The 13,241-nt window shown below is 71.1% G+C and carries 12 protein-coding genes and 1 riboswitch; of the genes, 4 read left to right on the top strand and 8 right to left on the bottom strand.

The window, feature by feature from the left end:
- The first annotated feature begins 5 nt into the window (after positions 1–5).
- Both ACKUU6_RS07115 and ACKUU6_RS07110 read left to right on the top strand, forming a co-directional pair.
- Positions 6–587 carry an ABC-three component system middle component 2 gene (locus tag ACKUU6_RS07115; RefSeq protein WP_407987610.1) on the top strand — a complete coding sequence of 194 codons (582 nt, stop codon included), beginning with the start codon at positions 6–8 and terminating at the stop codon, positions 585–587.
- Between the two features lie 5 nt (positions 588–592).
- Positions 593–2,602: a DNA recombination protein RecN gene (locus tag ACKUU6_RS07110; protein ID WP_407987609.1), complete on the top strand. Its 2,010-nt coding sequence runs from the start codon at positions 593–595 to the stop codon at positions 2,600–2,602.
- A gap of 286 nt (positions 2,603–2,888) precedes the next feature.
- Here the strand turns inward: ACKUU6_RS07110 and ACKUU6_RS07105 are convergent, their stop codons facing one another.
- The 5 genes from ACKUU6_RS07105 to ACKUU6_RS07085 form a co-directional block, all read right to left on the bottom strand.
- Positions 2,889–3,302, bottom strand: coding sequence for a nuclear transport factor 2 family protein (locus ACKUU6_RS07105; RefSeq protein WP_407987608.1), 414 nt, complete (start codon positions 3,300–3,302; stop codon positions 2,889–2,891).
- 2 nt (positions 3,303–3,304) lie between these two features.
- Positions 3,305–4,111 carry an MBL fold metallo-hydrolase gene (locus tag ACKUU6_RS07100; protein WP_407987607.1) on the bottom strand — a complete coding sequence of 269 codons (807 nt, stop codon included), beginning with the start codon at positions 4,109–4,111 and terminating at the stop codon, positions 3,305–3,307.
- A gap of 182 nt (positions 4,112–4,293) precedes the next feature.
- On the bottom strand, positions 4,294–4,422 hold the full coding sequence (locus tag ACKUU6_RS07095; protein ID WP_407987606.1) for a hypothetical protein: 129 nt from the start codon (positions 4,420–4,422) through the stop codon (positions 4,294–4,296).
- Positions 4,423–4,684: 262 nt separating this feature from the next.
- Positions 4,685–4,860, bottom strand: a riboswitch (M-box (ykoK) riboswitch).
- A gap of 314 nt (positions 4,861–5,174) precedes the next feature.
- Positions 5,175–5,501: a winged helix-turn-helix domain-containing protein gene (locus ACKUU6_RS07090; protein WP_407987605.1), complete on the bottom strand. Its 327-nt coding sequence runs from the start codon at positions 5,499–5,501 to the stop codon at positions 5,175–5,177.
- Positions 5,502–5,615: 114 nt separating this feature from the next.
- The gene (locus tag ACKUU6_RS07085) at positions 5,616–5,846 is read right to left on the bottom strand and encodes a hypothetical protein (protein ID WP_407987604.1); all 231 of its coding nucleotides are present in this window, start codon (positions 5,844–5,846) and stop codon (positions 5,616–5,618) included.
- Positions 5,847–6,113: 267 nt separating this feature from the next.
- Here ACKUU6_RS07085 and ACKUU6_RS07080 point away from each other — a divergent pair, with 267 nt between their 5' ends.
- On the top strand, positions 6,114–6,623 hold the full coding sequence (locus ACKUU6_RS07080) for a universal stress protein (protein WP_407987603.1): 510 nt from the start codon (positions 6,114–6,116) through the stop codon (positions 6,621–6,623).
- A gap of 478 nt (positions 6,624–7,101) precedes the next feature.
- A complete protein-coding gene (locus ACKUU6_RS07075) occupies positions 7,102–7,923 on the top strand; it encodes an SDR family NAD(P)-dependent oxidoreductase (RefSeq protein WP_407987602.1) in 822 nt (273 codons plus the stop codon).
- A gap of 150 nt (positions 7,924–8,073) precedes the next feature.
- On the opposite strand, the gene ACKUU6_RS07070 is transcribed toward ACKUU6_RS07075, so the two are convergent.
- The 3 genes from ACKUU6_RS07070 to lanKC all read right to left on the bottom strand — a co-directional run bounded on the left by ACKUU6_RS07070 (position 8,074) and on the right by lanKC (position 12,876).
- Complete coding sequence (locus ACKUU6_RS07070; protein ID WP_407987601.1) at positions 8,074–9,846, bottom strand: ABC transporter ATP-binding protein; 1,773 nt, start codon at positions 9,844–9,846, stop codon at positions 8,074–8,076.
- A 165-nt stretch (positions 9,847–10,011) separates the two neighbouring features.
- The gene (locus ACKUU6_RS07065; RefSeq protein WP_407987600.1) at positions 10,012–10,149 is read right to left on the bottom strand and encodes a SapB/AmfS family lanthipeptide; all 138 of its coding nucleotides are present in this window, start codon (positions 10,147–10,149) and stop codon (positions 10,012–10,014) included.
- 111 nt (positions 10,150–10,260) lie between these two features.
- Positions 10,261–12,876, bottom strand: coding sequence for a class III lanthionine synthetase LanKC (lanKC, locus tag ACKUU6_RS07060; RefSeq protein ID WP_407987599.1), 2,616 nt, complete (start codon positions 12,874–12,876; stop codon positions 10,261–10,263).
- Between the last annotated feature and the right edge of the window lie 365 nt (positions 12,877–13,241).

Raw genomic sequence — 13,241 nt, 5'->3', positions numbered from 1 at the left:
AGTCCATGCAAACCCGCCCCCCGGTCGTCATGCCCGAGGACGAGGTGCAGTTCCGGCTCGCCCAGCTCCTCCTGCTCCTGGACGCCGTATGTGGCCACGAGCAGTACGGCGCCAGCCTGGAACGCATCGGGTACTACGACTTCCTCTCGGCCAACCCGTTCCTCGTCGTCCCCTCCGAGGACCGGGACGCCGGGAGACTGCGCCTGGCAGGCTTCGACCCCCAGGTCTTGGCCTACGCCTCCTCGTCGCAGCGGTTCACCAGCCGCCGCGAGCGCATCCAGCACGACCTCGCACTGCTGGTCGCGTACGACTGCTGCGCGGTCAGCAATCACGACAAGGCGCTCCATTACGCGATCACCGACATCGGCCGTACGTTGAGTGCCCGCCTCACCGCCACCTACGCGACCAGCTTCAGCACCGCAGCCGCCATCGTCGTGCGCCGCCTGCGCAGACTCAGCGACAAGGCACTGCGTGAACAGACCGCCCAGTGGCTTCGCCCAGCCAGCCACGACGGACCCGCCGCCGCACTCCTCGGCATCCTGGGCACCGGACCGGCCCCCTTCACTGACACCCCTAGGGGAGAGTGACCGCCGTGCAGATCCCGCAGGGCATCCGCATCCGCCGGCTGCGCCTGGCCGGCGTTGGCCGGACCTACGACGTCGACTTCACTACCGAAGGCCAGGTCCGCAACCTCTCCCTGGTGGCCGGTGCCTTCAGCTCCGGCAAGACCGCAGTGCTGGAGTTCATTGCCTACGGCCTCGGCGCCAAGCGCCACCCCAGGCACCAGGAGATTCTCAGCAAGGTCCGCTCCTGCCTCCTGGAAGTCGAGCTCTCCGGCGAGCCGTACGTCATCGAGCGATCGGTCGGCGAACCCTCCAAGATCGCCTACATTCGTGGCGGCACCATCGACGCCCCCAGTCCCGCACCCGCCGAAGCCCGGCACCTGGACCCTCCGGGCTCCCCGGAGAGCCTCTCCAGCCTGCTCCTGAGCCACTGCAAGCTCGAAGGCGTCCAGCTCCGCGAAGCCCCCACCCAGAGCGAATCACGTACCGATCCGCTCAGCTTCCGCGACCTCATGTGGCTCACCTTCCTGCCCAACGAACGCGTCGCCGACAAGAACTTCCTCTTCGAGAACGACCGCATGCGCAAGCACAAGCTGCGCCAAGTCGTCGACGTCGTCTTCGGCGTCCACGACGACCGCGCCGTCGAACTCGGCAATCGGATCCAAGCGCTCGAGTCCCGCCGCAACCACGCCAAGAACGACCTGTCCGCCGCCCGCGCCTTCGTCGCCGAACAGGACCCTGGCGCCCTCGACACCGACCCGCCTGCAAGCAACTCCGCCGAGCAGGAACTCGCGGATATCACCGCCCAACTGGCCCAGATCGACCAGCACGCCCGCGCCGCCACCGACTTCGCCGCCGGACTGCGCCACAGCCACCAAGAAGCCGCCGCGCAAGCCCGCCGCACCGCCGCAGTAGTGCGCGACCACGAGACCCAGCTCACCCGCATGATGCCGCTGCGCGCCCAGTACGCCGACGACCTCCTCAAGCTCGGCATGCTCGCCCAGGCGAAGCAGCTCTTCGACCCCCTGCGCGTCACCACCTGCCCGGCCTGCCTCAACCGACTGCCCGCTCCACCCGTTGCGGTGGCCGGCCACTGCAGCCTCTGCGCCCACGAGCTGCAGCCCGCCGACGGCAGCCTGACCCTCGGCGACGCAGCCCAGCTCAGCACGCCCCCTGAGGGCCAGCTGGATGTCGCCGCAGAGGTCCGCGCCACCAAGGCACGGCTCAAGGAGATCACCGCCTACATCGAGGACCTCGGCACCTCGCTCTCGCGGGGGAAACTGCAGGCGGAGAAAGCGCGCCTGGCGGAAGAACGGGCCGCCGCCGCCCTTGATGAGGCAACAGCCCCGGCCGTCTCCACCTACCTCGCGGCCCGGGACGAGCTGCACCGCCAACGCGAGCAGGCCCTGCGCCGTCTCGAGCAGGCCCGCAGCACCGCCAAGCTCCAGGAGGGCATCACCAAGCGCGCTACAGCGGTGGCACGCCTCGAAGGACAGCTCACTCTGGTGCGGGAGGAACTGAGCGAACTCGGCGACGCCACTCGCGACCGGGACGCGGTGATCCGCCGTGTCAGCGCCCGCTACGGCGAACTGCTCAGGGCGTGGCAGTACCCGAAGGTCAGCCTGCCGCGCATCAGGGAGGACCTCACCCCGTTCGTCCGTGGCGAGTCCTACCACGATGCATCCTCGGGTGCCCGGACGCTTCTGACCCTGGCCTGGCAGCTGGCCGTCTTTGAGATCGCGGTCGAGAGCGGCGCAGCCCATCCCGGCTTCCTCATGATCGACAGTCCGCAGAAGAACCTCGGCCATGGTGGCACACTCGACGCCGTGATTGCCGACGCTGTGAGCATCAGCGACTTCTATGACCACCTCGCTGCCTGGCTCGCCGATCGCGGCGTCCGCGCACAGCTCATCGTGGCCGACAACAGCCCACCGCTCGTGGTGGAGGACTGCGTCGTGGTCCGCTACAGCCGCAGTGAGGATCATCCGCCCTACGGCCTGATCGATGACGAGACCGAAAGCGCGGATGCCGGGACCTGATGTGCTGTTCGGAGTGCGATCGGGGAGTTCGTGATCTGGTCGTCGTGGCAGGGCTGGGCGCCGCAGACGGTGGTCAGCCAGCTGGTGCAGCCCGGGTTCCTGCGGTTCGCCCCGGGGGATTCGCTTCGGGCGCCGTGCGTACAACGGGGGACCCCAGCTGTCTGGCCGAACGGGCTTCGTGCTCCGAGCTGCACGCCGGGCCCCTGCACGGACGAGCTTGGTGCAGGGGCCTGGTTCGCGTTTCCGGCTGCGGAAGTTCGCCCGGCCTTGGTGGTGGCGCGCTGGTTCAGGCCGTCGCGTCGCGGACCTTGGCGGTGTCGACGAACTGTTCGAAGCGCACGATGCGGCCGCCGCGGACGACGAAGGCGTGGGCGACGCGGACGTCGATGGGCTTGCCGGTGGCCTTGTTGGCGGCGGTGTAGCGGGCCAGGACGACGACGTTCTCGCCGTCGACGACGTAGGTGTCGTCGTGGGCGGTCCAGTCGTCCCACTCCTTGCCGAGGCGTTCCATGACGCCCGCGGTGACGCCGTCGGGGGTGCGGTAGGTGCCGGCCAGGGGGAAGCCGGCCATTTCGGTCCACTCCACGTCGGGGGCGAGGGTGGCGCGTAGGGCTTCCAGGTCGCCCGCGGCGGAAGCGAGGTACTGGCGGCGGACCACGTCGGCCGGGGCGGTGGAGCTGGTGAAGTCGGCGTTCGTCATGGTCAGCCCCACTTCATCTCGCCCTTGGCGACCTTGGCGCCGATCTGTGCGGCGATCAGCATGCCGTGGTCGGGGTAGCGCTTGACCAGGGCGTCGGTCAGCGCGGCGCCGTCGGCGGAGTTCGCGAGCTCCTGCTCGAAGGTGGTGAGGTACTCGCGGGTGCCCGCGATCGCGGTGGCGTCGGTGGGGGTGCCGGGCAGGCGGTGGCCGGGAACGACCAGGCGCGGGTCGAGGGCCGCCATCTCGTCCAGCAGGGCGATCCAGGCGGCGCGCTGCTCGGGAGTGGCGGTGTCGGCGACCCATACGTGCTCCTGCTGGAAGAGCAGTACGCCGCCGAGGATCGCGCGGTGCTCGGCCTGCCACAGGTAGTGCCGGTCGGTCAGTGGAGCTGCCCCGCCCTTGAGTTCGAAGCGATGACCTTCCAGCGTCAGGTCGCCGGTCAGCGGGGAGAGCTCGACCAGGCGGGTGGGCAGGTTCGCGCCCAGTGACTCCCAGGCCTTGAGCTTGCCCTCGTAGGAGTCCCGGATGTGCTCGATGACGAGCTGGGTGGCCACGAACCGCGCGTTCGGGAAGGCGTCGTCGATCACTTCGGCGCCGAAGTAGAAGTCCGGGTCGGCGTGGCTGACGAAGACGGTGGCCAGCTCCTTCCCGGAGTCCAGCACGGCAGCCGCCAACCGGTGGCCGTCTGCGAGGGTGAAGCCGGCGTCCACCAACAGCGCCTCACGCTCGCCGGTGACCAGGGTGGCGGTCTTGTTCTTGCTCCCGGCGGGGAAGTCCAGGTCGAGGACGGTGAAGTCGAGGTTGCTCACGGGGGTTCTCCTCGGACGGTACGGCGCCGCTGATGCGGAGGATTTACCTGATTGGGCAGTAACTGCTTCTCAGATATTTCTACTCGGGCTGCGGGATGCGGGCCGCAGTCGCTACCGACACTGGCCGGTCCGACGGGTGCCCGCCACCGCGCGTGGTCCGTCCGATACCCGATGCCACCGGCTCACGGGAGACGGGGCAGGGCGTCGCGGGCCGCGTGGCTGAGCAGTCGCAGGTCCCGCACGAAGCGCTCTTGGTCCTCCGTGGGCAGCGGGTCCAGGAAGAACCGCTGGACGTTGACCGCGTGGACCAAGCCGACGCCGACTGTGAGAACGCGGCGGTGGACGGGGCCACGGTGACCCGATTGGCTGCCTGACCCCTGTGGTCCTCAGACGATGGGGAGTTGGGCGGCCAATGTCGACGAGATCATCTCGGGGCGGGGCCTATCTCGGCCCGGACTACTGCAGTCCACTGATCTCACCTCCTCGCCGTCGGGACACCCGCAGGGGCGTCGCCGGAATGCGGCATCAGGAGGATTCCCCGTCCGTCGCGGGTAAGGCTGCCTGCGAGGCGGGTGGGCACCCCTGAACTCGTCAGAGCTTTGGCACGCCACGGCGTAGCACCCGAGGAGGTGCAGCCACTTGGGATCACCCCTTAAGTCGGGGAGACCTGTCCTGAACCTGGGCGTCTCTCGACGTCGTGGGGTCAGTGGCCTGTGTCCATGGCGACGCCTCACCGAACGAGGTGCCTTCACAACCTGGCCAAGTGTAGACCCGTACGGCGAACCGGCCGACCAACGTGCGAGCTGCACCTGGTGGGGCGGCTACGGCGCCGCCTGTTCGTCACCCGGACTGCCGACGCCCCGTGGCCGGAGAGTGAACAAGTGCTCTCCGCCGGTACACACCTGTCTGCGCCCCGGAGTTGTGCACCTACTGGTCCTGGTGGATCCAGAAGGTGACGAAGGAGATCCAGGAGAGGAGGACGCAGAAGCCGGCTGTCGGGGTGTGGCGGTGCATGGGGGTTCCTCTCGATCGATGCGGGACGGCCGGTGGGGTGAGGGGCCGATCAGCGCGTAGTGGCAGGTGGGGCGTTCCGGGGGGCGAAGCGGTAGCCGATCTGACGGACGGTCGAGATCAGGTCCCGGCGGTCGGGGCCGAGCTTGCGGCGCAGCCTGGCGACGTGGACGTCGACCGTGCGGACGCTGACGATCGCCTCCTGGCTCCAGACCGTGGCCAGCAGTTGGTGGCGGCTGTAGACCCGCAGGGGGTGGGCCACCAGGTGGGCGAGGAGCTCGAACTCCATGAAGGTGAGGGCGAGCGGGCGGCCGCCCGAGGTGATCGTGCGCTGTTCGGCGTTCACCACGATGCCGTGGTCACGGTGACGCGCCGGCACGGGCGGTTGTCCGGCTGTGGCGGTGATACCGGGGGTGGTCGGCCCGGCCGAGTGGATGCGAAGGACCCGGGGGTAGTGCAGGGACATCTCTTCCTTCGTGCGGCGGTGGCGAAGTCACGGACTCGGCGGTCGCACCGGGGTGGTCGGCGGTCGGTCAGCCGGACCCGGCGCGAGGGGCGGAGCGGTCCGGTCGGCGGCGGGGGCGCCGAGGGCCTGCCAGACCGTGTTGTCCAGCGGGCTGTCGGCGATCCGCCGGACGACGGCGGCGAGCAGCTCCAAAACCGGCCGGTGAGGCCGGGCCGATGCCGTAGCGGGCTGGACGCGCAGGACTGAGGGGACTGCCATGGCACACCGCTTTCGTGAGGCGCCGTCAGGGCGACTCCGACGCTAGGCCCGGCGGGGCAGGGAGCGCCCGTTCCTGACGGCTCGTTGACTGCCGGAGGGCGGTCCCTGACGCCGCCCTGACACAGCGCCGAAGACGGCCGGCCGCCGCCCGGCGTCAGGGAAGCGTCGAGATCCCCCGCCGGGCCGCCAGAAAAGTGTCAACAGCGCCGCCTGCCGTGACTTCATCACCTTGGCTGGGCCGCATCCGAGGAGAGGTGGAGAACGGACATGACGGGGATGCCACCTGGCTGGCACCGGAGAGCGCGGAGCAGCCGGGTCGTCGTCGGGGTCAGCGGATCACCGGGGAGCACGGCGGCCCTGCGCCGCGCCGTCGCCGAGGCGGGCCGGACTGGCGTGGAGCTGGTGGTGGTACTCGCCTGGTCGCCACCACCGGTCACCGGGCGAGGGCACTGGGGCGTCCCGCTCCTCTCGGCGCTCGACGTGGGCCTCGACGCCGCTGCCGAGCGCCTGCGCGGCACCCTCGACGGGGCTGTCCCCGCCGAGCTGTCCCGCGCACGGCTCTCCTCCTTCGTCGTGCGCGGCGACGCGGGCGAGGTCCTGGTCCGGATGGCCGACCGCCCCGAGGATCTGCTGGTCGTCGGCGCCGGGGCCGAGGGCCTGCTGCGATGGGGACTGCGGCCCTCGGTGGCCTCCCACTGCGTCCGGCGCTCCGCCTGCCGGGTGCTCGTCGTGCCCAGGCTGGCGCACCGACGCGGCCCGGACGTTCCGCAGCCCTGACGGCCGTCCGGCGGCGGCTCACGTCCTACCCGGCCGGGTCGGTGGTGAACCATCACGCGGATGTCAGTACGACGGCCGCTCGGACGAGCAGGACGGACAGCACCCCTGGGTGATGCGGTATCAAGGAACCGTCAGAGCGGACGGGAAGTCATTGCCGGTGGCCTTCGGCTGCATTTGAATGGGCGTCATGAACCGCTCGACACGCCACCACGACCGCCCGCCGCATCCGCGGGCGCTGGCTGTTGTCGCGGTCCCCGACGCCCGGTAGCGATTCCCTCCCCGGAACCACCTCCCGGACGTGTCGCGGGCGGGCCGCTTCGGCCCGCCCGCGCCGCACTTCCCCGCCCGAGCAGGAGCGTCTCCACGTCGCCCCGGCGGGCACTCCGCAGTATCACTCCTCTCGCAACTCCGGCTCCTGGTAGGCACGTTTGGCGTGCCAGCCGGCCCCCCGGAGCTGCCGGTCACCCTTGGATGGGTCATGTCCGACGCACTGCTGTCCACCCGTACCGCCCTGGTCACCGGGGCCTCCTCCGGCATCGGCTGGGAGAGCGCCCGGCTGCTCGCCGCCCACGGCGCCACCGTCATCGTGCACGCGCGCACCGCCAACGAGGGCGAGCGCGCCGTCGACCGGCTCGTCGCGGCCGGCGCGACCCGCGACCAACTCCACATGTTCGCTGCCGACTTCACCCGCCTGAGCGAGGTGGCGGTGCTCGCCGCCACCGTGGTGGCGGCCTTCCCGGCGCTCGACCTGCTGGTCAACAACGCCGCCACCGTGGCCCCCGAGCGGTGCATCCTCACCGAGGACGGCAACGAGACCTCGCTCCAGGTCAACTTCCTCGCCGCCCACCTGCTCGCGAAGCTGCTGCGTGCACCGCTGTCGGCGGCCGGGGGCACCGCGCGGATCGTCAACGTCTCCTCCTCGCTGCACCGCACCGCCTCGATGAACTGGAACGACCCGAACCGGGTGAAGAAGTACTCCCGGGTCGCCGCCCATGCCCAGTCCCAGCTCGCCCTCGCCATGGCCGCCCGCGCCATGGCCCCGGAGGGCTCCGGCATCACCTCGGTCAGCGTGAATCCCGGCCTGTGCGACACCGCGCTGCTCCCGCTCTACGGTCGGGTCGGCGCGCCCGCCGCCGAGGGCGCGGCCGCGGTGGTCAAGCTCTGCCTACCCGACTTCCGCCTGACCAACGGGGAGTACTACGACGGCGGGGACATCGCCCCGGCCGCGAGCGCCGTACACGAGGACCGCTCGCAGCGGCGGATCGCCAAGCTGGCCGATCTGCTCGTCAGCCACACCTGAGACCACCCGCACCACCAGGAGAGCACGGCATGTCCAAGCGCGCCCGTAAGAAGAAGGCCCGCCGTAAGAAGAAGGCTCGCCGTAAGAAGAAGGCCAACCACGGCCGCGGCGCCTGCCGTTACAGTAACGACGGATCTCCGGCGCAGGACACTAGTGGCGCTCGAGGAGGGGCGAGCCGGCCTGGCTGGCCACGAGTTCGCGGTACGGAACGCAGCGGGTGAGCAGGGTGGGGTGGTCTGCGGCGTCGACGATGGTGCCGCGGTTCATCATGATCACGTGGTCGGCGTGCTGGACCGTGGAGAGCCGGTGGGCGATCACCACGACGGCCCGGTGACCGGCGAGACGCTCCACGATCTCGCGGAGCCGCAGCTCGTTGATGCCGTCCAGTTGGCTGGTGGGCTCGTCGAGCAGGACGAGGTCGGCATCGGTGAGCAGTGCCCGGGCCAGTGCCATCCGTTGGCGCTGGCCGCCGGAGAGGTCCGACTCGCGGCCCAGGACGGTGTCGAGGCCCTGGGGGAGGCGTGCGATGTCCTCGGTGAGGCCGACGGCGGCCAGGGCTTCGGCCAGTTCGTGGTCGTCGGCCGGGTGTGCTCGACCGAGTTGGAGGTTCTCCCGGGCGGTGGCCTCGACGAGGGTGAACGCCTGGTCCACGTAGGCCATGTGGGCGCGCAGTGCGTCGAGCGGCCAGCTCTGGACATCGTGGCCCAGGACGCTGACCGAGCCGCCGGAGGGGCGGACGAAGCGGCCGACCAGCGAGATGGCAGTGCTCTTCCCTGCGCCCGACGGGCCCACCACGGCGGTGAGGCCGGTCCGCGGAACGCTGAAGGAGACGGCGCGCAGCGCGGGTTGGTCCGACCCCGCGTGAGTGTAGGACACGGAGCGGAAGACCACCGCCGGGGCGTCGGGGGCCGGCGTGGGGGTGGGCCGGTCGGCGTCGTCCGGGTCTGCCTCGGGCGGCAGCGCGAGCAGTTCGTTGCAGCGGTCCCGGGCGGCCAGCCCCGCCTGGAGCCGTCCGAGGCCGGTGGCGAGCGTGTTCACGGAGGGGACGGTCTGGAGCAGGTAGAGCAGGAACGCGGCGAACGCCGCCACCTGGAGCTCGCCCGCCGCGAGCCTGGCTCCGCCGGTGAGGATCACCGCGATCATCGCGAACTGGTTGCCGAGGGTCAGGACGGCGGGGACCAGGGCGCCCAGCCTGGCTCCGGTCAGCGACACCGCGAGCAGTTGCTCGGCGTCCTTGGCCAGGCTCCGGTCGGCCATCGGTTCGGCCTGGTACGCCTTGATGGTGGTGAGGGCCTCCAGGTTGGCCGTGAAGCGTTGCGCGATCTGTCCCACGGCGTCCTGCTGCCCGGTGACGTTGGCTCGCATCCGGCGCAGGATCAGCAGCACCAGGACGGTCAGGCCGGCGAGGGCGGCCACGGTGACCACCGTGAGCACCCAGTCGATCCACGCCATCACGGCCAGGGTCGCGGCTACGCTGAGCGCGGCCAGCGGCAGCTGGGTCGCCACTTCCACCACCTGGCGCAGCAGTTGGGCGTCGGAGGTGACCCGGGCGGCGAGGTCGCCGATGCCCTGGGCCCGTACCACGGGAAGGGGCAGCCGCAGTGCGTGCGCCATGAGGGCGGTCCGCAGGCGGTAGGTCATCCGCTCGCCGATCTGCGCGAGCTGGAAACCGGCGAGGGCCTGTGCCAGTGCCCCGCCGAGGGCGGCCACACCCATCATCAGCAGTCCGGGAGCGGGGGAGCGGTGGGTGGCGAAGTCTCCGATGATCTTCTGGACCAGCAGCGGGAGGGCGAGTCCGGCCGCGGTGGCGACCACGGCGAGCAGCAGGGCTCCGGCCAACCGGGCAGGATGGGCGGCGAGTTCGCGGCGCAGCCGGACCGCTGGCGGCGCTGGTTCGGCGGCGTTGGTGGGCTGGGTTGCCACCTGAGTACCTCTCTGCTGGGGCCGGTGCGGGCGGTCCGCACACGGAGACGGGCCGGGCCGCAGCGGTGAACCGCTGCGGCCCGGTTACCGGCCGGGTGGGCCAGGTGTCCCTGGATCACCCGGCCGGTGGCACCGTACGGATCGCCCTGGCGGGCGGCGTACGGATCAGAGGCAGAGGAGCGTGCTGACCGTGCTGGTGCCGCAGTTCAGGACGCTCAGCGAGCTGGTGCTGGCGAGGGTGTCGTCGATCGGGGCCGCCTCGGTCTGGGGCAGCTCCATGGTCTGGAGGTCGAGGATCTTCATGATTTTCTCCTTCACTCTGTTGTGAACGACCCGGCCGGACGGCCGGGGGTCTGTGGGCGTGCGGGTCGCACGCGGGGCTGGCGGACCGACGGCCCGTCAGCAGGGAGGTGGTCAGTGGTCGGTGGGGCTGCGGCGGTGCGCGGCCGCGCCCAGAGGCCCGGTGAACGGGAGGAACGGGGTGCCCGCAAAGGCGGTGCCCAGGGCCAGCAGCACTCCGGCCGAGCCGGTCGCGAGGTCTGCCGACAGGCGCAGCAGTTGGTCGCCGGGGAAGGCGAGATGCCCCTGGTAGGGGATCTGGTGCAGGGCCAGCAAGGATCGGTGACGGTCCGTCGACCCGGCTGCGTGCACTGGATGGTGGCTGATGGTGGTTCGCTCGGTGGTGAGCGCGAGGTAGGCGAGCAGTCCCGCCCGTCCGTTGAACAGGCCGGGCTGGATGACGAATTCCGGTTCGGCCGCCCACCGGATCGGTGTCCGCCGATCCGCCAGGGCGGAGTTCGGCCGGTGGGCGAGCAGCGCCTCGAGTACGAGGCCGATCCCGGCGCTGCCGGTCTCGATGTAGGGCAGGGCCCGGCGGCCGTCGACCACTTGGAGCGTCCCGTCGGTCATGTTGACGCACCGTTCGAGGTCCAGTTCCAGCAGGGTTTCGGCCTGGTCGAGCAGGGTGTGGTCGCCGGTGTGCTCATGGAGTCGGACGAGGGCGAGTGCGGCACCCGAGGCCCCGGCCAGCAGCCCGGCCCGGCGTGCGGGGTCACCGGGCCCGGCCTTCTCCCAGCTCTCGGCTGCGGACCTGGCCGCACCGAGCGCCTCCGCCAGCAACCGGTCGTCGCCGGTGGTGAGCGCGAAGTGCAGCAGGGTGAGCGCGATCCCGGGGCCGCCGCCGACGAGTCCTGGTGCCGGTTCGCCGTCTCCGGTTCCGGCTTCGGTGAGGCGGTGCAGGAGATCCAGCGCCTGTTCGTGCTCGCCCAGCAGGTCCAGCACGTAGGCCACGCCATGACCGCCGTGGTACAGGCCAGGCAGGAGACTGCGGACCCGGACGGCGTCCGCCAGCCAGCGGACGTGCCCGGGGTCGACGGCGGCCCCGACCGCGTGCAGGGCGTAGAGCACGCCGGCCGCGCCGTGCGCCAGTCCGAGCCCGCCCAGCGTGAACTGGGCGACGTCGCCGGGGAACAGCCGGTCGGTGCGCTCGGGGGTGGCCATCGCCGCGATACCGGCGGCCAGCGAGTCCCTGACGGCGGGCCAGTCGGCGACCGGCGCCGTCAGCAGCGCGCAGGTCTCGGCGCGGCCCCGGTCCAGTTCGGGACGGGGCGTGCGGCCGTCGCCCGGCGCAGAGCCGAGGTAGCGGCGGATGTCGTCGGTGTAGCCGGGGGACACCGGGAAGCGGTGCTCAAGGGCGTCCGCGAGCTGGCCGGCCTTGCCCGGGTCCAGGGCGGTGAGCTGGACCAGGGGATAGAAGAGCCAGAGCCGGACCGCCGCAAGCCCGTACCGGTCGATGTCCGTCCCGGTGTAGCCGCGCGGGGCGGTGAACCCCGCCGCTCCCAGTGCGGGCCGCAAGAAGTCGTCGACGGTGCTGGCGAGTTCGAAGTCGATGAAGCAGAGCTCGCCGTCCGGCCGGATGATGATGTTCCGCGGGTGGAGGTCTCCGAAGACGACACCACGGGCGTGGATCTCCGCCAGGGCGCGCTCCGCCTGGTCCACGATCGCGAGGGCCTCGCGGGTGTACTCCGCGACGGCGTCCTCGTCGGTGCCGGGGTGGATCAGCGGGTAACGGGCCGTCAGCCACTCGCTGAGGGACTGCCCGGCCACGTACTCCTGGACCAGGAACTCGTGCTCCCAGGCCTTGAGCAGTCCGTGCTCGGCGGGGACCCCGGGGGCTCCGGCCAGCCGGGCGAGGATGGCGTGCTCGTTGCGCAGCCGGGTCACCGCATCGACGCCGCGCTGGTCGAGGCCGGCGAACGGGCGCGCCTCCTTCAGCACCACGGGCGGCCGCTCCGCCCCGTCGCGGGCCAGGTAGACGCCGCCGGCGTTGGAGAAGTGCAGGACGCGCTCGACCGTGTAAGGCAGGCCGGAGTCCTGGGGGGCCGCACGCTCGGCCACGGCCGGGGCGATGCAGGCCGGGACGGGCGCCCAGGACGGGACGGCGAAACTCGCGCCGCGGACGTCGGGGACCAGGCGGCCGTCCGGCCGGGCGAGGGCCAGCACCCTGTCCCCCGCCGCATTGCGGCAATGGCGTTCGGCGAACCCGCCGTACCTCAGGTAGAGCGGGCCGTCCTTCCACCGCAGGTCGCTGAGGATGTACGGGCCCTTGCGGCCCGCCAACCGGGCGCCAAGACCGTCGAGACAACGCTCGAGCTCCGTGTCGTTCACCGGGTAGAGCGTGCAGAACTTGCCGCTGGAGCCGCGCGGCGCGTACTTGGAGTTCTGCACCTGGAGGATGGGCAGCCCGCGCAGGAACTTGAAGGTCACGCGTTCGTCCAGACAGAAGGAGTGGACGGTCTCCAGCACCTCCTCCGCGGTCTCGGTACACGAGGAGACGTGGATCTTCCAGCCCTGGTCGGGTATCCGGACGCCGGAGGGGCGCACGACGGCCCACATCTCCAGGTCCCCGCGCTCCCAGCCGTCGGGCAGCGGCCGGGTGACGGCGGCGAACTCCTCCTGCGCCCCCCAACGCCGGGGCGAGTCGTAGAAGATCGGGTCGGCGTAGGCGTACGCCTCGTACCGGTTGTCCAACGGAAACCCTCCTCGTTACGGGGATCTGCGCAGGTGGGATAATGAAAGAAGACGGCGGAACGGAGCTTCGGGGCGAGCGCGATGGAAAGTCCGCACTTCCCGGGGGCACGGAATTTCGACCCCGACTGCAAAGTGCTCGCGTATCTCGTACGACGATCCGATGGTGGGCCCGCCCGGAATTCCCCGCAACGGCGCAAAGTTTCACCCGGCCAACAAAATCCGCACACCGGCTCGCACGCGAGTGCCGTCGCACACCCCAGGCACTGATCTTGCGCCGTCGGCCGTGGCGCAGCTCGGGATCGCACACATGGCCGTCCGCCCGGCCTGCCGGACCGACTATCGAATAGTCGGCTGACCTGGGGCGA

This window comes from Kitasatospora sp. CMC57 (genome assembly GCF_045866025.2).
In the GTDB taxonomy this organism is placed as follows: Bacteria; Actinomycetota; Actinomycetes; order Streptomycetales; family Streptomycetaceae; genus Kitasatospora.
Note: the sequence above shows the minus strand (reverse complement) of the source record. Positions and strands in the feature narration are given on the sequence as shown.

Coding starts and splice junctions, on each gene's coding strand:
- ACKUU6_RS07085 (WP_407987604.1), bottom strand. CDS start 5,846: ATGGCAGTCCCCTCAGTCCTGCGCGTCCAGCCCGCTACGGCATCGGCC.
- ACKUU6_RS07115 (WP_407987610.1), top strand. CDS start 6: ATGCAAACCCGCCCCCCGGTCGTCATGCCCGAGGACGAGGTGCAGTTC.
- ACKUU6_RS07080 (WP_407987603.1), top strand. CDS start 6,114: ATGACGGGGATGCCACCTGGCTGGCACCGGAGAGCGCGGAGCAGCCGG.
- ACKUU6_RS07075 (WP_407987602.1), top strand. CDS start 7,102: ATGTCCGACGCACTGCTGTCCACCCGTACCGCCCTGGTCACCGGGGCC.
- ACKUU6_RS07105 (WP_407987608.1), bottom strand. CDS start 3,302: ATGACGAACGCCGACTTCACCAGCTCCACCGCCCCGGCCGACGTGGTC.
- ACKUU6_RS07065 (WP_407987600.1), bottom strand. CDS start 10,149: ATGAAGATCCTCGACCTCCAGACCATGGAGCTGCCCCAGACCGAGGCG.